Origin of the sequence: Niallia sp. FSL R7-0648, assembly GCF_038007005.1 — a bacterium.
Classification (GTDB): Bacteria; Bacillota; Bacilli; order Bacillales; family Cytobacillaceae; genus Niallia; species Niallia circulans.
Map to the genome: position 1 here is coordinate 1,022,586 of NZ_JBBOWE010000002.1, position 24,244 is coordinate 1,046,829.

At 37.5% G+C, this 24,244-nt stretch carries 27 protein-coding genes and 2 other annotated features; of the genes, 22 read left to right on the forward strand and 5 right to left on the reverse strand.

Annotated features, from left to right (window positions below; genetic code table 11):
• Nucleotides 1–17: 17 nt before the first annotated feature.
• A complete protein-coding gene (locus NSQ89_RS25010; protein WP_095258202.1) occupies nt 18–989 on the reverse strand; it encodes an exonuclease domain-containing protein in 972 nt (323 codons plus the stop codon).
• 238 nt (nt 990–1,227) lie between these two features.
• Here NSQ89_RS25010 and NSQ89_RS25015 point away from each other — a divergent pair, with 238 nt between their 5' ends.
• Together NSQ89_RS25015 and NSQ89_RS25020 are read left to right on the forward strand one after the other, a co-directional pair.
• Nucleotides 1,228–1,671 carry a C40 family peptidase gene (locus tag NSQ89_RS25015; protein WP_341133422.1) on the forward strand — a complete coding sequence of 148 codons (444 nt, stop codon included), beginning with the start codon at nt 1,228–1,230 and terminating at the stop codon, nt 1,669–1,671.
• A gap of 198 nt (nt 1,672–1,869) precedes the next feature.
• Nucleotides 1,870–2,736 (forward strand): DMT family transporter, encoded by an 867-nt coding sequence (locus NSQ89_RS25020; protein ID WP_047942669.1) that lies wholly within the window; start codon nt 1,870–1,872, stop codon nt 2,734–2,736.
• Between the two features lie 42 nt (nt 2,737–2,778).
• Here NSQ89_RS25020 and NSQ89_RS25025 read toward each other — a convergent pair whose 3' ends face one another.
• On the reverse strand, nt 2,779–2,943 hold the full coding sequence (locus tag NSQ89_RS25025) for a hypothetical protein (protein WP_162837582.1): 165 nt from the start codon (nt 2,941–2,943) through the stop codon (nt 2,779–2,781).
• Nucleotides 2,944–3,173: 230 nt separating this feature from the next.
• On the opposite strand from NSQ89_RS25025, the gene NSQ89_RS25030 reads away from it, so the two are divergent.
• The gene (locus tag NSQ89_RS25030) at nt 3,174–4,124 is read left to right on the forward strand and encodes an SDR family oxidoreductase (RefSeq protein ID WP_341133444.1); all 951 of its coding nucleotides are present in this window, start codon (nt 3,174–3,176) and stop codon (nt 4,122–4,124) included.
• A 45-nt stretch (nt 4,125–4,169) separates the two neighbouring features.
• Here NSQ89_RS25030 and tyrS read toward each other — a convergent pair whose 3' ends face one another.
• A complete protein-coding gene (tyrS, locus tag NSQ89_RS25035; RefSeq protein ID WP_095322827.1) occupies nt 4,170–5,417 on the reverse strand; it encodes a tyrosine--tRNA ligase in 1,248 nt (415 codons plus the stop codon).
• 56 nt (nt 5,418–5,473) lie between these two features.
• Nucleotides 5,474–5,711, reverse strand: a binding site (T-box leader).
• 167 nt (nt 5,712–5,878) lie between these two features.
• Nucleotides 5,879–6,126: a binding site (T-box leader), on the forward strand.
• A 136-nt stretch (nt 6,127–6,262) separates the two neighbouring features.
• On the opposite strand from tyrS, the gene NSQ89_RS25040 reads away from it, so the two are divergent.
• The 10 genes from NSQ89_RS25040 (at nt 6,263) to NSQ89_RS25085 (ending at nt 14,570) form a co-directional block, all read left to right on the forward strand.
• Nucleotides 6,263–7,261, forward strand: a complete 999-nt coding sequence (locus NSQ89_RS25040; RefSeq protein WP_341133423.1) for a tryptophan--tRNA ligase — start codon at nt 6,263–6,265, stop codon at nt 7,259–7,261.
• Between the two features lie 216 nt (nt 7,262–7,477).
• Nucleotides 7,478–8,026: a DUF3231 family protein gene (locus NSQ89_RS25045; RefSeq protein WP_047942665.1), complete on the forward strand. Its 549-nt coding sequence runs from the start codon at nt 7,478–7,480 to the stop codon at nt 8,024–8,026.
• 202 nt (nt 8,027–8,228) lie between these two features.
• Nucleotides 8,229–8,603 (forward strand): DUF2500 domain-containing protein, encoded by a 375-nt coding sequence (locus NSQ89_RS25050; protein WP_047942663.1) that lies wholly within the window; start codon nt 8,229–8,231, stop codon nt 8,601–8,603.
• Nucleotides 8,600–9,085 (forward strand): GNAT family N-acetyltransferase, encoded by a 486-nt coding sequence (locus NSQ89_RS25055; protein ID WP_047942662.1) that lies wholly within the window; start codon nt 8,600–8,602, stop codon nt 9,083–9,085. The genes NSQ89_RS25050 and NSQ89_RS25055 overlap by 4 nt, the downstream gene beginning before the upstream one ends.
• A 119-nt stretch (nt 9,086–9,204) precedes the next feature.
• Entirely contained in the window at nt 9,205–10,134 is a 930-nt protein-coding gene (locus NSQ89_RS25060; protein WP_341133424.1) for an ABC transporter ATP-binding protein, read from the forward strand.
• Entirely contained in the window at nt 10,109–10,846 is a 738-nt protein-coding gene (locus NSQ89_RS25065; protein ID WP_047942659.1) for an ABC transporter permease, read from the forward strand. Before NSQ89_RS25060 ends, NSQ89_RS25065 begins: the two co-directional genes overlap by 26 nt.
• An 8-nt stretch (nt 10,847–10,854) precedes the next feature.
• On the forward strand, nt 10,855–11,988 hold the full coding sequence (locus NSQ89_RS25070) for a sensor histidine kinase (RefSeq protein ID WP_095322821.1): 1,134 nt from the start codon (nt 10,855–10,857) through the stop codon (nt 11,986–11,988).
• Nucleotides 11,985–12,587, forward strand: coding sequence for a response regulator transcription factor (locus NSQ89_RS25075; RefSeq protein ID WP_047942657.1), 603 nt, complete (start codon nt 11,985–11,987; stop codon nt 12,585–12,587). Before NSQ89_RS25070 ends, NSQ89_RS25075 begins: the two co-directional genes overlap by 4 nt.
• 430 nt (nt 12,588–13,017) lie before the next feature.
• Nucleotides 13,018–13,761: a Yip1 family protein gene (locus tag NSQ89_RS25080; protein WP_047942655.1), complete on the forward strand. Its 744-nt coding sequence runs from the start codon at nt 13,018–13,020 to the stop codon at nt 13,759–13,761.
• Between the two features lie 17 nt (nt 13,762–13,778).
• The gene (locus NSQ89_RS25085) at nt 13,779–14,570 is read left to right on the forward strand and encodes a metallophosphoesterase (RefSeq protein ID WP_341133445.1); all 792 of its coding nucleotides are present in this window, start codon (nt 13,779–13,781) and stop codon (nt 14,568–14,570) included.
• Nucleotides 14,571–14,615: 45 nt separating this feature from the next.
• Here NSQ89_RS25085 and NSQ89_RS25090 read toward each other — a convergent pair whose 3' ends face one another.
• Nucleotides 14,616–15,185 (reverse strand): HAD hydrolase-like protein, encoded by a 570-nt coding sequence (locus tag NSQ89_RS25090; RefSeq protein WP_341133425.1) that lies wholly within the window; start codon nt 15,183–15,185, stop codon nt 14,616–14,618.
• Between the two features lie 89 nt (nt 15,186–15,274).
• Between NSQ89_RS25090 and NSQ89_RS25095 the strand changes: the two genes are divergently transcribed.
• The gene (locus NSQ89_RS25095; RefSeq protein ID WP_186325636.1) at nt 15,275–15,415 is read left to right on the forward strand and encodes a hypothetical protein; all 141 of its coding nucleotides are present in this window, start codon (nt 15,275–15,277) and stop codon (nt 15,413–15,415) included.
• A gap of 150 nt (nt 15,416–15,565) precedes the next feature.
• Here the strand turns inward: NSQ89_RS25095 and NSQ89_RS25100 are convergent, their stop codons facing one another.
• On the reverse strand, nt 15,566–15,790 hold the full coding sequence (locus tag NSQ89_RS25100) for a hypothetical protein (RefSeq protein ID WP_144544803.1): 225 nt from the start codon (nt 15,788–15,790) through the stop codon (nt 15,566–15,568).
• A 112-nt stretch (nt 15,791–15,902) separates the two neighbouring features.
• Here NSQ89_RS25100 and NSQ89_RS25105 point away from each other — a divergent pair, with 112 nt between their 5' ends.
• From NSQ89_RS25105 to galU, 8 genes are all read left to right on the forward strand, one after another.
• Nucleotides 15,903–16,649, forward strand: coding sequence for a DUF2087 domain-containing protein (locus NSQ89_RS25105; RefSeq protein ID WP_061800811.1), 747 nt, complete (start codon nt 15,903–15,905; stop codon nt 16,647–16,649).
• 17 nt (nt 16,650–16,666) lie between these two features.
• On the forward strand, nt 16,667–17,023 hold the full coding sequence (locus NSQ89_RS25110; protein WP_047942650.1) for a GIY-YIG nuclease family protein: 357 nt from the start codon (nt 16,667–16,669) through the stop codon (nt 17,021–17,023).
• 141 nt (nt 17,024–17,164) lie between these two features.
• A complete protein-coding gene (locus NSQ89_RS25115; protein WP_047942647.1) occupies nt 17,165–17,677 on the forward strand; it encodes a GNAT family N-acetyltransferase in 513 nt (170 codons plus the stop codon).
• 12 nt (nt 17,678–17,689) lie between these two features.
• On the forward strand, nt 17,690–18,199 hold the full coding sequence (locus NSQ89_RS25120; protein ID WP_341133426.1) for a DinB family protein: 510 nt from the start codon (nt 17,690–17,692) through the stop codon (nt 18,197–18,199).
• Between the two features lie 105 nt (nt 18,200–18,304).
• Nucleotides 18,305–20,335 carry a Na+/H+ antiporter gene (locus tag NSQ89_RS25125; RefSeq protein WP_341133427.1) on the forward strand — a complete coding sequence of 677 codons (2,031 nt, stop codon included), beginning with the start codon at nt 18,305–18,307 and terminating at the stop codon, nt 20,333–20,335.
• A 140-nt stretch (nt 20,336–20,475) separates the two neighbouring features.
• Nucleotides 20,476–22,167 carry an ATP-binding protein gene (locus NSQ89_RS25130; RefSeq protein WP_341133428.1) on the forward strand — a complete coding sequence of 564 codons (1,692 nt, stop codon included), beginning with the start codon at nt 20,476–20,478 and terminating at the stop codon, nt 22,165–22,167.
• Between the two features lie 60 nt (nt 22,168–22,227).
• Nucleotides 22,228–22,782 carry a YdhK family protein gene (locus NSQ89_RS25135; RefSeq protein WP_047942644.1) on the forward strand — a complete coding sequence of 185 codons (555 nt, stop codon included), beginning with the start codon at nt 22,228–22,230 and terminating at the stop codon, nt 22,780–22,782.
• A gap of 342 nt (nt 22,783–23,124) precedes the next feature.
• Entirely contained in the window at nt 23,125–24,021 is an 897-nt protein-coding gene (gene galU, locus NSQ89_RS25140; protein ID WP_144544805.1) for a UTP--glucose-1-phosphate uridylyltransferase GalU, read from the forward strand.
• The last annotated feature ends 223 nt before the right edge of the window (nt 24,022–24,244 follow it).

Here is a 24,244-nt window from a genome sequence, read left to right on the forward strand (position 1 = left end):
ACAGACTTTCTATTTGATTAATGATTGACTCGTTCTTTTTTTAATAGTGCTAGAAATTGCTGTTCATTAATAATTTCTATGGGTTTTCCTTTTGCTTGTAAATCATACGCTTTTTTTTCTTTAGAACTAATGCCTTCAGATCCCACAAGCTTTTGGTCTTGGTCACCGACCACCAAATAATCGGTTTTGCTGCTGACACCACTTTTAATAATGCCTCCAACATTAACCACTTGCTGCATCGCATCTTTCCGTTCTAGTGTACGCAGATCTCCAGTAAATACAAGATTTTTTTCATATAGCGGGTGATCCACATCAAAGGAATCCGTTGTTGGTGTTATTTCCGATATGGAAACGGAAGCAAATTTCTTGAATGGTTTTCTGTTGGAAAAATTAGTTGCTCTTCCAAAAGTATTTTGTGGTTTTAATTCAGAAAATTGTTTTATAGGAAGAGTTGGATAGGAAGCACAGTAATGACTTAACGAATTCTTCTTTCTCGAGTGAATACAAGCGATTACTAGCTCTGCACATGCTCGCGCATCGGAACCTGCATGATGATGTTCTTGCATAGAAATACCAAAATAAGATGTCCGATCCTTCAATGATTGCCCAATTTTTGCGCCTCTTGTTGCCCGATTGCTAATAGGAATACTGCAAATATAGGAAAAGTCTGGTTTTGCCAATTGATATTTTTCTAGACAGGCATAAAGAACACTCATATCAAACTGGGCATTATGAGCGATGATGGTATGGGAAGAAATATCTTCTTTTATTAGTTCCCATACTTCTGGAAAACTCTTTGCATTCTCAACATCTTTTTCTGTTATTCCATGAACCGCTACAAACTTTGGATCAAATGATAGACTTGGCGGCTTTATTAAAAAATATTGTTCTTTTATTATCGCGTTATTTTCTACATATGCTAATCCAATGGAACAGGCGCTTGCCATATCAGCATTCGCAATTTCAAAATCGATAGCAATAAAATCCACTGTTTATACGCTCCTTCTTTTTTCTAATAGTATATCATGTTCGCTCCTTTCTTTAGAGAAATTAGCTAACAAGAAGATATTGGAACCACAGGGAAGTTATTCTTAAATAATATTGTAATAGATTTGTAATCGAATTTCTATCAAGCTGTAACCTAATTATCTGAATAATATGAGAAGATAGATTTTGTTGATAGAAGGAAGCCTTGGGAATAATATTTTAGGTAAATGAGGTCACTACATGAAAAAAGTTCTTGTTATGTCATTCCTGTCATTTGGTTTGTTATATTCCGGCATATTTACTGCACCTGAGGCAAGTGCTGCTTCAAAGAAATCAGTTGTTACTGTTGCGAAAAATTACATTGGAACACCATATAAATACGGAGGAACGTCTCCAAAAGGTTTTGACTGCTCCGGTTTTGTCGGTTATAGCTACAAAAAGGTCGGCAAATCACTGCCACGAACAACCGCAAGCATATACAAAAAAGGGAAAAAAGTTAAGAAAGCAAACTTGCAAAAAGGGGATTTAATCTTCTTTGAAACATATAAAAAAGGTGCCTCTCATGTCGGCATATACATAGGAAGTAATCAGTTTATCCATAGTTCCTCCTCCAAAGGAGTAAAAGTGGACAAGCTATCTAACTCTTATTGGAAAACAAAATATTATGGTGCAAAAAGAATTTAACCCTTTCTTAGAAAGGGTTTTTCTGTTTGCTGAATGGATTTACATTCATTTTAATAGAGTTTGCTTTTCAGCTTTGCTAGTATTTAAAGAATTTACGAAATAAACTGAAAAAAATACCCCCAACATATTCCAAAAAGACCAATTTTTCTATATCATTAAGAGTAAAATGAGCAACTGGAAAGAATTTGGGGGAGTATTATGAGTGCAGCAATGAAATTTGCATTATCGATGGCCATATTTGGTTCGGTTGGCTATTTTTCTGCCAAAACAAATTTGCCATCAATCGAACTTGTATTTATTCGATGCATTTGTGCATGTGTCGTATTAAGTTTGGTGTATTTATTTTCAAATAAGAAAAAAGAAGCGGTGGAGAAAAAGGAGATTGGCTTTAGTGTCCTGTGTGGTGTGTTTCTCGTTGTTAACTGGGTCTTCTTCTTTCGTTCCTTTGAGCATATGTCCGTAACGGTTGCCGTTTCGATCTATCATTTGGCACCGGTTCTAGTTGTGTTACTGGGAAGTTTTCTTTATCGGGAAAAGATCACTTTAAAAGTAATGCTGACGGTTATTACATGTTTTATCGGAACATTATTAGTTGGGGGAATGCAAGATTATCTGTCTTTAGAAAGTCTTATGTCAGCTGGATTGCCGTGGGCATTTGGAGCAGCCTTATTTTATGCATTAACCACTTTGATGGGCAAGAAAATTTCAAAATTAAATCCTATATTAACAACCATTATCCAAACAGGAGTCGGGGTTCTCATGCTATTGCCGCTTGTCCAATGGGATTATTTTAGCCAGTTAACGGGCGAAAATTGGTTTTATATTTTATTAACTGGGATCGTCCATACAGGGTTTGTGTATTATTTGTTTTTTAGCAGCTTGCCAAAGCTGTCTTCTGGGACAATTGCAATCCTAGTATTTATCGATCCAGCAGTTGCGATTTTTATGGATATTGTCTTAACAGCATATCGTCCTGATTTTCTGCAGATTATTGGTATCTTACTTATCTTCTGGGGACAAGCTCATGCTGCTTTGAAGCGAAAGGTAAGTGAATCAGGGAATTAGCCCATAAAAGAGGAATGGAAAAGATCCATTCCTTTGATTTTCTTATACTTTTGGAAAATGTAATTCATAAACTGGCTTTTTAAAATATGGCGGTCTTATCGTTATTTTTGGCATTGTCCATTTATGGTTGATATAGGTCATATACACAGTTTCATTAGAATGCTTTTGCAGTAATAATTTTACCTTCGGGTTAAATTCATATCTCATCTTTACCCCTCCTTCATTTCTTCTTTTAATGTATTCACTTCCAACAAAAGAGAGTTAGTCCCAAAAAGATAATTAGGCACCAAATACTGAATGCCACATAGGATATGTTACGACTATGAGGAGGGATCAGTATGTCTATTTATGTAAATGATCCGAGAGATCCGATGTATCAAGTGCCAGAAACATTTTATGAATTAGTAGAAACAAGAAATCATCAATCAGATAAGCTTATGGAATTAAAGGAAGTCCAAGACCTTTTTATTGCCAATAAACAGACAGAACCATATCCGCTTTATCCGAACTACGGAAGAATCACGAAGTATGAGGAAATACCGATTAATTTTCCAGAAAATAGACAGCTTCGTCAGCCAGGACTTGAAAGTTATATGGTGCCAAAGCCAATTATTGAAAATGACCACTACATAGGAAGTGGAAAGCTGAAAGGGAAAGTGGCTCTCATAACAGGAGGAGATAGTGGTATTGGTGCGGCCGTTGCGATTGCCTTTGCAAAGGAAGGGGCAGATGTAGCAATAGCCTATTTAGATGAGCATGAGGATGCGAATCGTACGAAAAAAAGAATTGAGGAGTTAGGGCAGCAATGTCTGTTATTACCAGGAGACTTGCGCAAGAAAAAACAGTGTATAGATATTGTGGAGAAAACAGTTAAGGTATTCGGAGAATTAGATATCCTTTGTAACCATGTCGGCATTCAATTTCAACAGACAAGATTAACAGATATTACGGATGAACAATTTGATAATACTTTTAAGGTTAATATTTATTCGCATTTTTATACGACAAGAGCAGCTCTTCCACATTTAAAGCCAGGCAGCAGCATTATTAACACTGCTTCCGTTGTTGCATATGCTGGGGAACCTCTGTTAATTGACTATGTTGCCACAAAAGCAGCAAATGTAGGTTTCACTCGTGCTCTTGCCAGAAGTGTTGTCAAAGACGGCATTCGAGTAAATGCAGTAGCGCCAGGGCGAATTTGGACACCATTAATTCCGGCGAGCTTCTCCTCTGATCAAGTAGCTATCTTTGGTTCAGAGAATCCAATGCAAAGAGCGGCCCAACCATTTGAATTAGCACCGACCTTTGTATATTTAGCTTCTGATGATTCTCGATTTGTAACAGGGCAAGTTCTGCACGTAAATGGAGGCGAAGTAGTAAGCTCCTAAAGTGAGAGAATAGAAAAATGGGCTAGCAGCTAGCCCATTTTTATTTTATTCGCTAAACAGTTTTACAAACTTTCTTTTCCCTACTTGAATAATCAATTCCTTATTGATTGAAACTTCAAGGTCCATTTCTTCGACTTTTTCTCCATTGATGCGTATACCACCGTTTTGTATCATCCGTCTTGCTTCACTTTTCGAGGTTAATAGATGTAAGTCTACTAATAGCTGAACAAGCGATTCAGGATTTTTTCCAGTCCACTTAACGGTTGGAATATCCTCTGGTAAGGAGCCTTTTTGAAAAATTGTAATAAATTGCTGTTCTGCCTTTTCGGCTGCTTCTTTGCCATGGTACATCCGGACGATTGTTCTTGCAAGCAGCATTTTAGCATCCCGAGGATGAAGAAATCCTGTATGCAATTCTTTTTTTATTTGCGTGATTTCAGCAGGCTCAAGATCAGTAATAAGCTCAAAGTATTTGCTCATTAGTGGATCAGGGATGGACATCGCTTTGCCATACATTTCATTGGGATTCTCATCAATGCCAATGTAGTTATGCTTTGACTTAGACATTTTTTCAACCCCGTCTAACCCCTCTAAAAGAGGCATTAATATAGCAATCTGCTTTTCTTTTCCAAACTTCTCTTGGTAGTGGCGGCCCATGAGAATGTTAAAATGCTGATCTGTTCCACCAAGCTCAATATCTGCCTCTAACATAACAGAATCATACCCTTGCATTAATGGATAAAAAAACTCATGCAAGGAAATTGATTTTCCGTATGCTAATCGCTCTTCAAAATCATCTCGTTCTAGTAAGCGGGCAACAGTTATTTTTCCAGCAAGTCCTATAACATCTTCGAAAGAAAGGGAAGAGAGCCATTTAGAGTTGTAATGAAGCTCAACCTTTTCCATGTCTAATACTTTTCCGAATTGCTCAAAATAAGTTTTTGCATTCTCCTTCACTTCTTCATCTGTCAGTTGTTTTCTAGCAGAAGATTTTCCAGTTGGATCACCGATTTTCCCAGTGAAATCTCCGATAATCAATTGAATGGTATGCCCATTTTCTTGAAATTGGCGCAATTTATTCAGTACAACAGTATGGCCAAGGTGAACATCTGGCGCAGATGGGTCAAGACCAAGCTTTACTTTTAGCGGCGTATTGGTCACAAGGGATTTTGCAATTTTTTCTGCGAGTTCTTCTGTTGGAATGATGTCTTGTACGCCTTGGCGATAGATATCTAGCTGCCTCTTCATTTCTTTTTCTTGGTCGCTCGTTAACTGTTCAATAAATGGACTCATCTTTTTTCTCCTTTCGTTAAATGAATGATTAATAAACAAAAAACCACGCCCCTAAAAAAAGGGACGTGGTTGCTTGTAAGCACGTGGTACCACCCTAATTGAAGAATATAATTAATTATACTCTTCCACTCATTATGGGTAACGGCTCATCCGTTCTTTGCTAATCGAATCAAATTCTTTCACAAAGAATGCTCCTGGAGGTAATTCGCGTCTATTTTTGTGTCAATTTGCACCGGCCATTGACTCTCTAAGAACAGGGAAATAGGCACTACTCATTCCAATCAAAGCATGTATATTTAAGAGATATATTTAGTAAAATTTGAAGTTAGCGCTAACTTGATAAAGATACTAACAGATAAAATTTGCAAATACAAGAGGTTATGTTGATTTTGTGTTTAAAAAATTTTTCATTTTAGATCCCTTGACCTTTTGAAAAGTATATTTTACTATATATGTAATATTAATGAGCGATGAGGAAGAAGAGTAGGCAGTTGAAAGGTTTAAGAGAGCTGATGGTTGGTGCGAATCAGTACGGATTGATTGTTGAATGGGCTTCGGAGCTTCAAGGCTGAACCAATAGTAGGCTGCGCGGAAACGTCTTACCGTTAAAAAAGACAAAGTATAAGAAACGGCTATGTTTCTGTACGGATAAGTGCGTTTATCGGATATAAACGAATGAAGGTGGCACCACGGGTTACTCGTCCTTTTTTAGGATGAGTAGCCCTTTTTGTGTTTTGTCCGATGCTTACCGTCCGTAAAGTTTCGAATGGTTCAACTACCTCATCAGCAGGAGGAAGAAGTCCCGCTGACGGAGGTTTCGCTTATAGAAAAGGGAGGATTATCAAATGGAGCAAATTGTCTTAACGGGTATTAAGCCAACTGGGCAGATTCATTTAGGGAACTATATAGGAGCAATTAAACCGGCTTTGAAGCTAGCAGAAAATAGCGATTATCAAGCTGCTTATTTTATTGCAGATTATCATGGTTTAACAAAAATTCACGATCGGGAAGAATTTCGAACATTAACATATGGAGTAGCAGCAACATGGTTAGCACTTGGATTGGATCCAGAAAAAACAATCTTTTATCGTCAATCGAATGTGCCCGAAATTTTTGAACTGAATTGGATATTAGCTTGCTTTTCGCCAAAGGGATTGATGAACCGAGCACATGCTTATAAAGGAATAGTTGATAGCAATAAACAAGCAGGGAAAGAGGTAGATAATGGGGTAAATATGGGATTATTTACGTACCCAATCTTGATGGCAGCTGATATTCTTGCATTTCAAGCAAATATGGTACCAGTCGGAAAAGATCAAATACAACATGTGGAAATTGCCCGCGATATTGCGGAAAGCTTTAATCACCAATATGGAGAGACATTTGTACTACCAGAATATATCGTAGATGAAAAAACAAGCATCTTGCCTGGCCTAGACGGTCGAAAAATGAGCAAAAGCTACCATAACACAATTCCGCTTTTTGAAGAACCGGCAAAGCTACAAAAGCTGATTAATAAAATCAAAACAGACTCGCTTCCGCCAGAAGCGCCGAAAGATACAGAATCGTCTATTCTATTCACGCTGTATAAGGAATTTGCTAGTGTCGAAGAAATAGCACAGATGCACAAAAAGTACGAAAGCGGAATCGGATGGGGTGAAGTGAAAAAAGAATTATTTGCTGTGATGAATCGATTCTTAGAAGAACCAAGAAAGAAATATCAGGAGTTAATGGCAAATCCGGAAAAAATAGATCTCATTCTCCAAAATGGAGCAGAAAAAGCGAGAGCACGAACATTGCCATTTTTACAGGAAGTAAGAAAGCAGATCGGCGTGCTGCGCTGAGTGGAGAGCCGCAAGCAAAGTGAGGAGAGGAGCAAGTATAAGAGCCAGAGTCGCAAACAAAAGTATCAATAAGTTTTACTGTGAACTTAAATGGTCGCTCATTTGTGAAAAAAGGAGATTCTTTTCACTTTTCATCTCCCTTTTCTTTATTTTGAATAAACTGCCATCTAATTGTAAACATTATAGGTAAAATAAAAAACACTAAGAGGTGTAGTAATGGCACATAAGATGGAAGCGCTTCTTGACTATATTAAGACAAGATTTGATTCAGAACCGAAACCTTTGCTTCATATTGGAGAGGCGATGGGCTGCTGGACATATCATGCTGCAATTGCGGATGAAATTCCTGTACTTGAGATGGCACTTAATACAACGACAGATAATGTTTTAATCAAATTGCTTCATGAAGCAAAAGAATTAGCAACAGAACAGCGCAAAACATTAGAGAAGTTTATGATTAAGGAAGGCGTTCCCCTCTCAAGTTCTGCTGAGTCAAAGCCTAAGTCCGATCCGAATGCCGTGCCTTTAGGAGCGAAATCTACCGATATGGAGATAGCCAATTTACTGGCGGCAAAAGTAACAAGCAATATTGTTATGTGCTCCACTAATATTACGCAAAGTGTGCGCAGTGATGTCGGATTAATGTGGATTCGTTTCCATACGGAGAAAAGCATTTATGGGATGGAGTTAAAAACGAGAATGAGGGAACATGGATGGATTAAGATGCCGCCGAGCTTCTATCCTCCAGGTGCACCACAGCAGTAATTCAAAAATAAATATAAAAAATAAACTGTTCGAGTATATTAATAAAAAAGTCTAGTGCGGCGTAGCGCTAGATTTTTTTGTTGAAGAAAGCACAACCTTTTAGGAAAATGATGACTACCTTTTGAAACCTTTTCCCATATACATGCGTAATAGTGCTATTGGAACAAAAGAAAATAATCTTTTCATAAAAGGAGATTGGTCTATGGAAGAATTTTTGCTTGGTGGGGATATTATGTTTACAGTTGCACGTCTCTTTATTTTTCTTGTATTTGCTATTATTTTATTTAATGTTTTAAAGGGTATCTTTCAGTGGGGGGAAAATAATCGGCAGCCACATCTTACTTCTGCTGCGAAGGTAGTAGGCAAACGAACAAGTATTCACGGCGGAGGAAATACTCGTGCATATAATCACTATTTTGCCACATTTGAATTTACGAATGGAAATCGTACCGAATTTCAATTGAAAGACGAAGAATATGGCATGCTGGCTGAAGGGGACAGCGGGGAACTGCAATTTCAAGGCACAAGATATTTAGGATTCACGCGAAATAAAAGGACAGGGGAAAATAGCGGATGAATTACACTATCCAAAAGATGACAGAAGAGGCGGCCAGGGAAATCCTTAGCTGGACCTATCCCGTCCCCTATGATTTATATAATGGAGAAGTAACAGAAGAATCGTTACAAGAGTTTGCAGAAAACCTTTATTATGCGATTGAACAGGAGGGGAATCTAGTCGGATTCTATTGTACAGGCTTTGTTGCTCAGGTTCCAATTGGATATCTGTTTCAAGCATATCCAGAAGGATACCTCGATATCGGTCTTGGTATGCGTCCTGACTTAACAGGACAGGGACGGGGCATGGGCTTTATGCAATTTATTATCGATTCCATAGAAACTAATCAGCCGCTGCGCTTAACGGTTGCAGCCTTTAATAAACGAGCTAACGCCTTATATGAAAAATTTGGCTTTCGTAAAGTTTCTGCTTTTAAGAATGCAAATGATGTAGAGTTTTTCGTAATGACAAGAGAAGAAGGAAACAAACCGTGTTCTGGTTAGTAACCAGAGCATTTTTTTATAAAAAAATGACTTTTGTCATCTTAAATTCCTGACATCTGCGACTAAACCGCCTCTTATTTGCTCGCTATACTAAGGATAATAGCTTGGAGGTGGAGTAGTTGGAAACAATTGTAGAGTTAAGGCACGTAACGAAAGAGTTTCAGGGAAAGAAGGCAGTTCATGATATTTCCTTTTCAATAAAACGTGGAGAAATGGTGGCAATCTTAGGAGCGAATGGCGCAGGGAAAACGACAGCGATGCGGATGATGCTTGGATTAATTAAACCTACCCGAGGGACTATCTCTCTTTTTCACAAGAATCCTAGACAAAAGGAAGTATTAGAAAAGGTAGGTGGGATGCTGCAGGAAGTTAGTGTGATGGACAGCTTGAAGGTAAAGGAGCTAATCCAATTAGTTCAAAGCTATTATCAAAGTCCGCTAGCGTTATCAACTCTGTTGGAACTAACAGGGCTTCAAGAAGAAGCTTGGAGTCAACGGACGGAAAAGCTTTCTGGCGGGCAGAAACGACGCTTGAATTTTGCGTTGGCACTGGCAGGAAATCCTGATTTGTTGTTTTTAGATGAACCAACCGTGGGCATGGACGTAACGTCAAGAGAACAGTTTTGGCAAAAAATCAAAGAATTGAATAGACAAGGAAAGACAATCCTTTTTACAACCCATTACTTACAAGAAGCAGATGAAGTAGCGGAAAGAATTATTATGATTAATAAGGGGGAGGTAGTAGGCGACGGTACACCAGCACAATTGAAGGAAAAACTTACAAAACCAAGGGTAATGTTTCAGGAGAAATCTCCTTATAGTTTAAAATTCTACCGAGAATTGCCATATGTTGTGGATGTGCAGAAAGAGAAGGAGAAAGTAATGCTGACTGCTACAAATTCGGATCAGCTTTTAGAAGAACTTTTCGATAGACAGTTGGATATTCAGCATATAGAAGTAAAGCTTGGTCGGTTAGAAGAGGTTTTCTCGCAGTTAATGGAAGATACGAAGGGGGTTAATGAGAATGAAATCTTTTTGGATGCAAAGTAAAGCGGAAATCGTCCGAACGCTTCGGAATAAATATTATATCTTTTGGTCCTTACTTATTCCCGTCCTTTTTTATTTTTTATTTACCAACATTTTCACAGCACCACGAGATGATGAGGCATTATGGAATGTACATTATTTAATGTCGATGACAACATTTAGCATTATGGGCTCTAGTATTATGACATTAGGAATCAAAATTGTGGAGGAAAAAGCAGAAGGGTGGACCATTTTCCTGCATATTACGCCCCTTTCCCAATTTGCTTACTTTGGAGCTAAGATGGTGGCACAAACTGTTATCCATTTATTTTCCATCATGGTGATATTTACGGCTGGAGTCCTTATTAATGCGGTTCATCTTTCTTTTTCTCAGTGGGTGCTTTGCGGAATCTGGATTCTCTTCGGATCCCTCCCGTTTCTAGCGCTTGGAACGATCGTCGGTAATATCAAAAAAGTAGAAACAGCTTCAGGAATTAGCAATCTATTATATATGTCTATGGCAATAACAGGAGGAATGTGGATGCCGATTGATGTGTTTCCATCCTTTATGCAGCAAGTGGCGAAATGGGTTCCTTCCTATCATTTTGCTAATGGAGCGTGGGAGATTATTAGAGATCAATATCCATCCTTTCTCAATTATCTGATGATTACCGGGTATCTTCTCCTATTTATGGTATTATCAATTTATATTGGAAAAAAACGAGAGGCGGTGTAAAGTCCAAAATGGATACCAAGAAGAAATTTGAGCTTTTTCCGAAAAGATATGGTTTTTTTCCTTATATCTTTTTAGTATACGTATTACTTCCGATTATTCAGGTAATGCAGGAGAATGGGATAAAGCAATTGATTGGTATCCTGCTTGTACTTGTTTTCCTCCTGGCTTATCGACAATTATACTGTCATATGGAAGAGAGTATATTTAATTATTGGCTGGTTGTGCAAATCTTGATAGTCATGTTTTTTAGTATCTTCTATGATCCTAATCTATTATTTATGGGGTATTTTCCTGCTAACTTTATCGGATATTACTCAGGCAAAAAGTACTTCTATTACTTTTACAGCCTTTTCGCCATTTCCTTGGTTATTCCAATTATCTTTAGTTGGAATGGTGTCAATCCTCAGTCTCTCTTTTTCTTAGTGCCGTTCTTTATCATTATGCTGATTTCTCCTTTTGGAATCCGCTCGATGAACCGACGGATGGATTTAGAAAGACAATTAGATATAGCGAATGAGCAAATTAGCCATCTTGTTAAAAGAGAAGAACGAATGAGAATTGCTCGAGATTTGCATGATACGCTCGGCCACACTTTATCCCTGCTGACATTAAAAAGCCAGCTTATCGCAAAAATGGTGCCAGCTCAACCAGATAGTGCCATACAAGAGGCAAAGGAAATGGAAAGCATATCACGCTCAGCGTTAAAGCAAGTTCGTGAGCTTGTGTCTGATATGCGCGCCATAACCATTCGTGAAGCAATAGTAGAGATACAGACAGCTTTACAGACAGCAGAGATAGAAAGTGAACTAGCAATCGAACTAGAAGATGGAGAGGTCCCGCTTTTAACCCAGAATATTATTAGTCTCTGCTTAAAAGAAGCAGTAACAAATATAATCAGGCACAGTGCGGCAACCATCAGTAAAGTATCGATTCAACAACGTATAGGCGAGATAGAGCTTATCGTGCAGGATAATGGGAAAGGCGTGAAGGGAGATGAAACGCAAGGGAATGGATTAAAGGGAATGCGTGAAAGACTGGAATTGGTTGACGGAAAATGGAGTATGACGGCTAATTCGGGAACCACTCTGCACATCATTGTTCCCATTATTCGAAAGGAAAGAAGAGAGGAGGAGATATTGTGATACGAATTATCATCTCTGAAGACCAGCGCATGCTAAGAGGAGCATTAGGAACGTTGCTTAATTTTGAAGAGGATATGGAGGTCGTGGGACAAGCGGAAAATGGCGAACAGGCCTTAGAGCTAATAAAAAAATATAATCCAGACGTCTGTTTATTAGATATTGAAATGCCTATTAAAAGCGGTCTAGACGTGGCAGAGGAATTACAGAGGCAGAAATCTTCTTGTAAAGTGATTATTTTAACGACATTTGCGCGACCAGGATATTTTGAAAGAGCACTAAATGCCAATGTTCATGGCTATTTACTAAAGGATGGTCCCAGCGAGGAATTAGCAGAAGCTATTCGCAAAATCATGGACGGAAAAAGAGAGTTCGCCTCTGAACTGATTTTTGGCAGCATTGGAAAAGAAAATCCATTGTCAAAGCGCGAAAGAGAAATATTAGTACTGATTGAAGAAGGAAAATCAGTAAAGGAGCTTGCGGCAATGCTTTATTTATCTTCTGGAACGATTCGCAATTATATCTCAGAAGCAATCAGCAAATTAGGGGCAAAAAATCGAATGGAGGCCATTGCCGAGGCGAAGCGGAATGGTTGGTTATAATATAGCCCTCCTCCTCACGAATTCTCATTCCTCGCATCTTATAAAAGCTAAATGCCCCCACAGTGAGACAACAGCATGATCAATTTTCGAATACCATAAGCTCCATCCCAATAGGATAGTTAAAGAGAACGGGCTGGTTTGTCAAAATAGAAAATAAGTAAACAGCAATATGTTGCTGCCTGAAAAATATATAAGATAAGGATATCCACTCGTAATTATTTGAGACGGAAAAGAATAAGAATCTTCTTTTTGATAAAAGCATATAAAATCAATAATTGATTTTATCGTATGCTTAACAGCTAGGATAACCCACCTCAAGCAAACCGACTGATGGAAATTTTCCTTAACTTATGCCTATTTTCCAAAAATTTAACAATTTATTTTCTTATTTTGATAGAATATTAGTAACTATCCTTTAGGAGGAACAAATATGGTAGATAGTCAGAACTTTAGAAGGGGAATGGAATATGCCTTTATAAAACTAGCAGGAGCTGGTTTTGCGGCAACACTCTTTTTTTCTTATATTTTTCTATCAAGTTTCGATTTATATTTATTTTCACATGAAATTGAAAATCCATACTTTTGGATAGGCTTTTTTGGTTTCGGAATTCTTATTTCGATCGTAATAGATTGGATATCTAACTATTTTCCAAAGCTAGAATTACTATTATATATTGTGGTGGGAGTATGTCTTTTTTTGCCGATTATGTGGAATGTTCTACCTGTCCTTGCTATCGTTTCTGGTTTTAGCGCGATTTTATTCTATATAGGGATTAAAATAGCTGCTAAAGTAAGTTGGTTTAAGTGGATATTTGCCTGTACACCTATTCTCTTTCTTTTGTTAACAATCCCAGACTTCACGGTGAAAAAAGAATGGAATACAGTAAGAGGCGAACAGTCCTACGAAGCTTATTTTGCTTATTTTAACGGGGAGGATGAAGTCCCGATTAAAGCGAAAAAAGGGGAAAGGGTTACCATTCACATTGATTTTACCAATCGCAATGGCGGTGGCTTCGGGTATTATTTAATAGATGAAAAAAATCGAAGAATTGGCTTAAGTAATGAAGAGAAAAAAGTTTTAACCTTTGATGCAAAAAAAACAGAAACCTATAAGCTTATTGTGACCGGAGATGGATTACAAGGCGGTTTTGAGGTGAACTGGGAGAAAGAGTGAATATAGTGAAAAAAAGAATGTTGCTTCTTGCTATTTTAATAGGCATCTGTATATTTTTTTCATACTACCAGAATAATCATTTATCGACCTCGAGCTTTACTCTCTCGTCTCCCAAAATAACAAAGCCGATAAAAATAGTGCAGTTATCGGACCTACATAGCAAGCAATTTGGAAAAGAGCAACAGCGTTTAATACAGCAAGTAAAAAAGCTAAACCCAGACCTGATTGTTTTTACTGGAGACCTTGTGGATTCAAAAAAATACGATGAACAAAAAAGTATGACATTAATGGAAAGACTTGTCCAGCTTGCGCCAACGTATTATGTAACAGGCAATCATGAATACTGGTCAGGGGAATTTCCGTCATTAGAAGCGAAATTAAAACATGCAGGCGTGTTTGTGTTAAGAAATGAACAGACACTTGTAAAGGTTGGAGGAGAAACGATTAATATTATCGGTGTAGATGATCCAACCTTTTTATCTAGAGAGGATGAACTAGCTGAAATACTAGGTGGCCTGAAGGAGGAAGAACATTTCAACTTGCTGTTGTCCCATCGGCCAGAGCTTTTTTCTCTCTATGAAAAAATAGATTTAGCTTTAACAGGACATGCACATGGTGGTCAAGTAAGATTGCCCTTTATCGGTGGAATTGTCGCTCCAGACCAAGGCTTCACGCCAGAATATACAGCTGGTATGTATAAAAAAGCAGACACAGCAATGATTGTGAATAGAGGCTTAGGAAATAGCATCATTCCCCAGCGAATTTTTAATCGTCCTGAAATTATCGAAGTAGTGTTGGAAAAAGAGTAAAGAGCATTCCGAGATTTAAGGGGATGCTCTTTATTATCTTAATAGTTACGCTTTCATCGGGTATACTTTGAAAAAATCAGCAAAGTCTGATAGATGAAAGTCAGCAAATTCACATTGATTTTGAAATATACAAGTTTGTATCCCTAATTCCTTAGCTGGAATTAAATCCAGTTCTCTATCACCAATAGCTAAGTCAATGGAATACTTCGTGTGCAAATATTGATAGGCATTAACCGCAGGCTTCCGCGGAAAACCATTCTCCAATGTTACTATTTCAGCAAAATAACGCTCCCACCCATAGTGCTGAAGAAAATTTACCACACCGTCATAGCTTTTATGCGTCATAATCACATTTATTTCCGCAGTTTTCAAAATCTCCTCTACCCCTGTAAAAGGTTTCACCTCATCCGCAGCAATTCCTTTATTCATAAGCTTAATCTCATTTCGCTGCTGCTCTGTTATGTTGAAATATTCCATCGCATGAGAAAAAGATACTTTTAGCTCTTTATAAATACCGGCCTTGTCCACCTTTTCACCCAATACCTTATAAATAATATTTGTATAAGCAGGATACGTATCAAATAACGTACCATCAAAATCCCAAAGAATATTCATCCATATATCCTCCAATAAAAGCAGTTTCTTTCATGGTAGTACACTTGTTTGGGAATGTCCATTCAGAGATTGTTAGATAGAGAGCTAAGATGAAAGAGGGCAGGGAAGAGAAAGGTGGTGTTCATAACGTTGATGAAAACCAAAAAGGAGAGCAGGGAAGAGAAAAAGGTGTTCATAACGGTGATGAAAACCAAAAAGGAGAGCAGGGAAGGGACAAGTGGTGTTCATAGCGTTGATGAAAGCCAAAAAGGAGGGCTGGGAAGAGAAAAAAGGTGTTCATAGCGTTGATGAAAGCCAAAAAGGAGAGCAGGGAAGAGAAAGATGGTGTTCATAGCGTTGATGAAAACCAAAAAGGAGAGCAGGAAAGGGACAAGTGGTGTTCATAGCGTTGATGAAAGCCAAAAAGGAGAGCAGGAAAGGGACAAGTGGTGTTCATAGCGTTGATGAAAACCAAAAAATAGAGTTGGGAAGAAAAAAGAGGCGTTCAGAGCACAGATGAAAGCCAAAAAATAGAATAGAGAAGAAAAATAGCTTGCATAACCTAACTCCAATAGAAGCTGAAAAAGAAAGAAACCCCAAAGCCCCAAAGCACGCCAAAGATCCATCCACAAAAAACTCCTAAGACTATTGACGATTACCCAAAGAAAGTTTAATATTTAACTAACGTAAATAATAATTGTTTGTAAAATAACAAACGAATTAATGGAGTGTTTATAAATGAATGTTTCATCTTATTTTCAAAATGCAACGATTGATGAATTAAAAAAGGGTTATATTGAGAATTCAGATTCGTATCTTTGTCTTTTATGTGGGGAGGAGATCGAGAAAGGGATTATCTACCCGGAAGACGGCAGATTATATGAAGCGGAAAAGTACATGAAGCGTCATATCGAGGATGTCCATCAATCAGTTTTTCATTTTTTACTAAGCTTAGATAAAAAGATGACAGGGTTAACGGAGCATCAGACAAAATTGCTGGAGCTGTTTTATCAGGGAAAAAGGGATGAAGAAGTGAAAGCAGAGTTGGAAATCGGCAGTGCTTCAACCATTCGGCATCATCGTTTTGCTCTTAAGGAAAAAGAAAGGCAGGCGAAAAATTTTCTGGCAATAATGGAGCTGCTGAAGGAAAAGGACCATCATGCGCCAAGCTTTGTCCCTGTTCATCCTACTGCTGCAATGGTAGACGACAGATATAATATCACGGAAGAAGAGCAGGGAAAAATAGCAGCAAAATATTTCAACAATGGTATATTAAGTAAATTTCCGATCAAACAAAAGCAGAAATTAGGGGTTCTTCGGGAAATAGCGAAGTATTTAGAAGGGCAAGAAAACTACACGGAGAAGCAATTGAATCAGCATTTAAAAACAATTTACCCTGACTATGTTCTTATCAGAAGATATTTAATCGAATACGGATTTCTTGACCGTAAAGCAGATGGAAGTCTTTACTGGTTAAAAAAGTAAAAGAAAGGTGAATCACAATGGACCGAAAAAAAGAACTGAAAATGCAATATAAAGAAATTCCGGTCGAAGCCGGTATTTATACAATTACTAATAAGAAGAATGGGAAAGTCTGTGTCGTTAGTACAAGAAATTTCAAAACCATTAATGGTGTGAAATTCTCCTTGGAAAATGGCGGATATGCAAATAAAAAATTGGTGGATGAATGGAAGCAATACGGCAAAGAAGCATTTTCCTTTGAGATAGTTGAAGTATTAAAGCCGAAGAAAGATGATCCTTATTACAATGAAAAGGAAGAGCTGGCTAAGTTGGAAGAAAAGTGGCTGGAGAAATTACAGCCGTTTGGAGATAGTGGCTATAATAGCAGGAAAGAGTAAGGGATGTCTTTAATAGGACATCTTTTTTCATTAGATAAAGTAAAAAATACTTTCATTTTTCGTCCCTAATTGGTATCTTACTTAATAAGATTATAAAATTTGATGGAATTTTTCAAATTATAGAAAAAAGGGGATATGGCAATGATCCGTGAGATGAAGGAAACAGATTTAGAAGAGGTTTTGGAAATATATAATGATGCCATTTTACATACAACGGCCGTATATGGTTATCGTGCCCATTCCTTAGAAGACAGAAAAGCATGGTATAACCAGAAGCTGGAGGGCGGATATCCTCTTTTTGTTTTCGAGGAGGCTGGGAAGGTGCTTGGTTTTGCAACATATGGACCATTTCGAGCATGGCCAGCTTATAAATATTCGATTGAGCATTCGGTGTATGTTCATAAAGAAGCAAGAAAAAGAGGAATTGGTACACACTTATTAAAAGCACTGATTGAGCGGGCGGAAGAAGAGGAGTATGCAACCCTTATTGCCGGAATTGACAGTACGAATAAAGGAAGTATCTTTATTCATGAGAAATTAGGATTTACGTATTCAGGCACGATAAAAAAGGCAGGCTATAAATTTGAGAAATGGTTAGATTTAGCCTTTTATCAGCTAGAATTAACAGGACCTAAATCTCCAGTAGAAGAATAAGGGGGAGTCAGCATGATAAGACCAGCCATTAGTGATTATCCAGAACATTATCGGGAGTATATAGGCTTAGTTCCAGAGGGAGATATAATTGCTTTAATTAATGCTCAAATAGAAGAAACAGTTGCTTATATAAAGGAAAACGAAGACCGACGTGATTTTCGCTATGCAGATGGAAAGTGGTCATTCATCGAAGTGGTTGGTCATATGAGCGATACGGAGAGAATTCAGGCATATCGCTTAATGCGGATTGCTCGAGGAGATAAAACGCCATTAGCCGGTTATGATGATGAGGACTATGTGGAGAATGCCCATTTTTCGACAAGAACAATAGATGATCTATTAGAAGAATTAGTGGCAGTCCGCAAATCTACGGTAAGCTTGTTGAAAGGCCTTCCAGAAGATGCTTGGGAAAACAGGGGTTTTGCTAATAACGGAGAATTTACTGTCATGGCCCTTGCTTATATTATTGCCGGGCATGAGCTTCATCATTTGAAACTGATTAAAGAAAGATACATGGTTTAATTATGAAGGGAGGTTCCTGTTGGGAATCTCTTTTTAATCTCTTTCCAACATAATCTACATAAAAAGGAGAAAAACTAGCATAAGAATCTGCAAGGAGACAACAAGATGGAGTTATTAATAACAATCATTTTATTATTATTTTGTTTACTGATTTCGAATATTGTCAGTCATTATCTTCCCTCTATCCCAACTGCCTTAACGCAAATTGCATTTGGAGTAGTGATGGCACTTCTCTTTTCCGATTTTGAGCTTGAATTAGAGGCAGAGTGGTTTTTGCTCTTGTTTGTTGCCCCTTTGCTCTATAACGATGGCAGGCATTTTCCAAGAGAAGAGCTATGGAAGATGCGTACTTCTATTTTAGGGAATGCCATTATCTTAGTATTGCTTACGACTATCGTTGGCGGTTATTTTGTTCATTGGCTTATTCCCAGTATCCCGCTTGCGGCGGCCTTTGCTTTAGCGGCAATTTTATCCCCGACAGATCCAGTAGCTGTCAATGGGATTGCGAAACGTATTCATATTCCAGCAAGCGTGCTCAACCTTGTAAGAGGAGAATCGCTGATTAATGATGCTTCAGGACTAGTGGCATTTAATTATGCGGTTGCTGCTGTTGTCACAGGATACTTCTCGATTACAGAGGCATTGACTGATTTCACGTATACCTTTTTCATTGGAGCTGTAGCAGGACTTGTTTTAAGTCTTCTTATTATCATAATCCGTTTTATTTTACGAAAACAGGGAATCCAGGATGTTACATTCCACTCTTTGTTACAGGTGCTGACACCGTTTCTAATTTTTATTATAGCTGAGGAAATGCTCCATGCTTCTGGGGTGATTGCTGTTGTAGTAGGTGGAATTATTCACTCCTTAGTGAGTGAAAGAACAGAAACGATGCTTGCGGAGGAACAGGTATTAACGGAAAATATTTGGTCTATCGTTATCTTTATTCTTAATGGAATAGTCTTCTTATTACTCGGGTTAAATATCCCATCTTCTATTGTGGATACAGTGGAAGATCCTTCTTTAAGTAATTGGTTAATTATCGGATATGTCATGTTAATTGGGATTGTTATTCTTGGCATTCGCTTTTTCTGGTCCTATTTATTTTCCATTTATGAATATAAAGCGAACAAGACAAGAGAAAGCGAAAAGCCGAGTATGAAGCATACTTTACTGGTCAGTCTGACAGGAGTCCGCGGGGCGGTAACAATGGCAGGGGTACTGTCGATCCCCTTTGTCATCCATACTGGCCAAGGATTTCCGGAGCGTTCCTTAATTCTCTTTCTAGCTGCAGGTGTTATCATGTTCACTTTACTTGCAGCTACGATATTTTTGCAATTCCTTAGTAAAAATAGTGGAGAGACAGAAATAAATGATGAAGAACTAGTAATCAGAGCAAAGAAAAAGCTTATGCTTTCCACTATTGATAAGCTCTATTTAGAAATGAATGAAGAAAATACAGCAGCTGCTTATGAACTAATTGATGAATATAAACGACGCATTCAGCAGTTAAATTATCAAGTGGCAAGAACAGAAGAGGAAGAGAATAAATATTCAGCCTTGGTTGAAATTAGGTTGCGCGCCTTAAAAGAAGAACGTAACTATGTACACCATTTAGTAAAAGAGGAAAAAATTTCAGAAGAAGTGTTTGCGATTTTTGAAAAATCATTGGATTATCGCGAAGAAATACTATGCACCAATGTGCAAACTGGGACGAGATTTCTGTTTGGAAAGGCCATGAGAGGCTGGAAACGCTTTGTGCGGAAACACCGCGGTAATAAACGTGATCGAAGAGAACAATTTCGTATCAGCAAAGAGGTGCTATTAAATTCGATGAAATCTGCTCTTTCCTATTTAGAACAATGGAAAGAGACAGCGGAACATAAACAGCAAGTAGAATCCGTTATTTTAGAATACCGACGGATGGTCGATCGCTGGAAAAAACAACCATCAGCATCATTTAATGAAAAGCTGCAGGAACAAATAGAAGAATTACGTCTAGGCATCGTGGATCAGCAACGCGCAGCCATACAGCAAATGTATGAAAAAGGAGAAATAAATCGAGAACAGACGAAAGAACTTCGTAGATTTGTTCATTATATTGAGAGTGTAACCTTGTATGAATATGAAGAATAGACGGAGAGAGAGTTCCTTCCTGCATAGTGAGGAACTCTCTCTCTATTTTTGAAAAAATAATAAATTCATCCAAATAGTCGGAAATTTACATGCTATAATAAAAGGATATTAAACTTTATAAAGAAAGTTGGGGGTTTTTAATGGCTGTATATACTCCTCAGACAAGGTTTCATCCAGAGGTTGCTCTTACAAATCTCTCTGATATGACAAGTGGTGCCCATGTCTTATACTTAACGAACGACGAAGATAAATACATAACTAATGCGGCGTCCTTCTTAAAAACCGGTCTGCTTTTGGAGCAAATAGTAATTTTTGTCGATCAGCAGAAAATATGGCCACTAATAATAAAAAAGTTGGAAGCGAACGGATTACATACTAAGCTAATTGATAAAATAAACTTTATTGATAGTGAAGATGTTTATTTTAAAAACGGAGAACTATGTTTGGAGAATATATTGGAGGCAAGCAAAGACTTGGTTGATCCTACCCTATTTTTCAATAAAGAAATTACCATCCGTTATTGGGGGAAAATAATACCAAGACTCTTAAGTGAAAAAAGTAACATAGATAAATTACTTCAATACGAGGATAAAGTAGATGAGTACATAAGGGATTATCATAATTATACGGTATGTGTCTATGACGGGATGGAATTATCTGCAAGCAATTATATAAGCTTAAAAAAGTACCATCCATATGTGATGACAGATACGGAATTTACCTTATCCAGTGTTTATGAAAAAGAAATCTTACCTCCATCCCCCGTGCGAAATGGTAAATATGAAGAGACGATTGCCAACCTACAATTAGCACAAACCTACTATTCCCGGCTAGTAGAGGACATGCTAGACGCGGTATTTATTACTTCCAACAATATTATTATGTATGTAAATAAAGCAGCTGCAAAGTTATTAGATGCAGAAGATCTTGTCGGAAAGTCAGCTTACGAGATTATGGAGCCAGATTTCCTAGAAAACTATTTAGATAAATCTAGAAATATATGGAAAGAGGAAATTTCTACTCCATATGAAATGCAGTTGATTACCTCAAAAGGAAAAAAGGTAGAGGTAGAAGTTTTAGCTTATCCGTTTCTTTTTGAAGATTTAAGTTCCACCGTTATTATCATTGCACGAGATATAAGTGTTAGAAAAGAGAACCAGCAGCTGCAGATAAAAAATGAAAAACTAGGAATAGCAGGACAACTAGCAGCAAGTATTGCCCATGAAATTAGAAATCCTCTTACGGCCATTAAAGGTTTTTTAAAGCTGGCATACCAAGGGGCGATGAAATTAGATGATATTTATCCAATCCTTGATCTTGAAATCAATCGAATCGAAACAATTGCAAGCGAGCTAATGTTTTTAGGAAAACCAGCCAGATCAGAAATTAAAGAAACAAACATTGGAAAAATTCTTCTCGATGTCTACACCTTAATGCAATCACAAGCCAATTTAGATAATGTTGTCATTAATTTAGATACATATGGAGATCATTTAAATACATTATGCAATGTAGATCAGATTAAACAAGTTTTTATCAATTTGGTCAAAAATGCGATTGAAGCAATGGATAATGGCGGCATCATAAATATGGAAGCAAAGCTTGATGGAAAATGGGTAGTTGTTACTATTACTGATAATGGGAAGGGAATACCAGATGAAATAAAGAATAAGCTGGGGGAACCTTTTTACACAACAAAGGAAAAAGGAACCGGGCTAGGGCTAGTAATCTGCTATAACATTATCGCAGAACATAAGGGCAAAATAGATTATGTCTCAGAAGATGGAATGGGTACCACATTCACGATTCAATTACCTCTCGCTAATAAATAGACGTATGTTTAAAATAACCTCTAAAGTGAAAGAATTCATAATAATAGAGGAGGTAATGAAATGAAAAGTAGGCATTTTTACATGGCGGCGGTTTTTGCCGTACTGTTACTATTTTACGGTTGTTCATCTGGTGAAAAAAATAGCGATAGTGAAAATCTATCTACGCAAACCCAGCATGAACACAAAGAAACGGGATCTTCAGATATTCCCGATGGCCTAGAGCCAGCATCAGATCCAACTTATAAAGAAGGCAGTCAAGTCATCTTAAAGGCAGATCACATGGAAGGAATGGACGGAGCAGAAGCGACGATATTAAATGCATTTAACACGATTGCGTATGAAGTGACTTACACTCCGACAACAGGTGGAAAACCAGTCAAGCATCATAAATGGGTTATTCAAGAGGAAATAAAAGATGCTGGGAATGAAATGCTTGAAAAAGGGACAGAGGTTACCTTAGAAGCAGATCATATGAAAGGGATGAAAGGTGCAAAAGCGACGATAGATTCCGCTGAGAACACAACCGTATATATGGTAGATTATCAACCGGCAACAGGCGGCAATATGGTAACAAATCACAAGTGGGTCACCGAAGAAGAAGTATATCCGGAATAATATTAGAAGAAAAGGGTTGTTATTACAACTCTTTTTTTGTATGGTAGAATAATAAGTTTTCTGAATATTAAAGGTGTAATAAATGCATTTAAGGGATAATTTGACAAAATATTGTAAAAAGTGATAAGTTATTAAAAAATACATAACAACTATTCTCAAAGAGAAGCTAAAGTGATATAATGGTTGTGCGTTATGAAGAACGAATTAAAATGAAATATAATTTTATAAAGAACAACCTTGTGTTTTTTACTAATAATTTACAAAGAAGAAATTCGTATTTGAATTCCCTTTTAACAAAAAAATGGTATAATCAAAAGTGAATTGCCTAAAGGAGGAAATAAGTTGAAAAAAGTAAGAAAAGCGATCATTCCAGCCGCTGGTCTAGGTACTAGATTTTTGCCAGCAACGAAAGCGATGCCGAAAGAAATGTTACCAATTGTCGATAAACCTACAATTCAATATATCGTAGAGGAAGCAATTGCTTCTGGTATTGAAGATATTATTATCGTTACCGGTAAAGGAAAAAGAGCGATTGAAGATCACTTCGATTACGCGCATGAATTAGAACAGAATCTTCGTGATAAAGAGAAATTTGAATTGCTTGAAAAAGTTCAATATTCTTCAAATCTTGCAGATATTCATTATATTAGACAAAAAGAGCCAAAAGGTTTAGGACATGCTGTATGGTGTGCAAAAAGCTTTATTGGTGATGAGCCATTTGCTGTTTTACTTGGTGACGATATCGTGCAGAGCGATACACCATGCTTAAAACAATTAATTGACCAATACGAAGAAACACATGCTTCTGTTATCGGCGTTCAAACAGTCCCAGAAAATGAAACACACCGTTACGGAATTGTCGATCCAGGTGAGAGCGAAGGAAGAAGATATCAGGTAAATAATTTCATTGAAAAACCAGCTCCCGGAACAGCACCTTCTAACCTAGCAATCATGGGTCGCTATGTGTTAACGCCAGAAATCTTCATGTACTTGGAAAATCAGCAAACAGGTGCAGGTGGAGAAATCCAATTAACAGATGCCATCCAACAATTAAACCAAATTCAACGTGTTTTTGCTTATGATTTCGAAGGAGATCGTTATGACGTTGGTGAAACATTAGGATTCGTAAAAACAACATTAGAATTTGCCTTACAACGCGATGAAATGCGAGAAGAAATTATTGAATATATGAAAGCAGTACTGGATAAAGCTGATCTAGATAAAATCAAAGTATTGTAATAAGAGAACGCCTTTTGGATGTAGATCAACTGCATGTGAGAGGCGTTTTTGTTTGGAATTTGTGGGAGTGAGGGGGGATTAGTTAGTGGCTGGTGGTTTGGCTGAAAAATCTGAAGTTTGGCTGAAAAATCTGAAGTTTGGCTGAAAAATCTGAAGTTTGGCTGATAAGTTATGAAGTTTGGCTGATAAGTTATGAAGTTTGGCTGATAAGTTATGAAGTTTG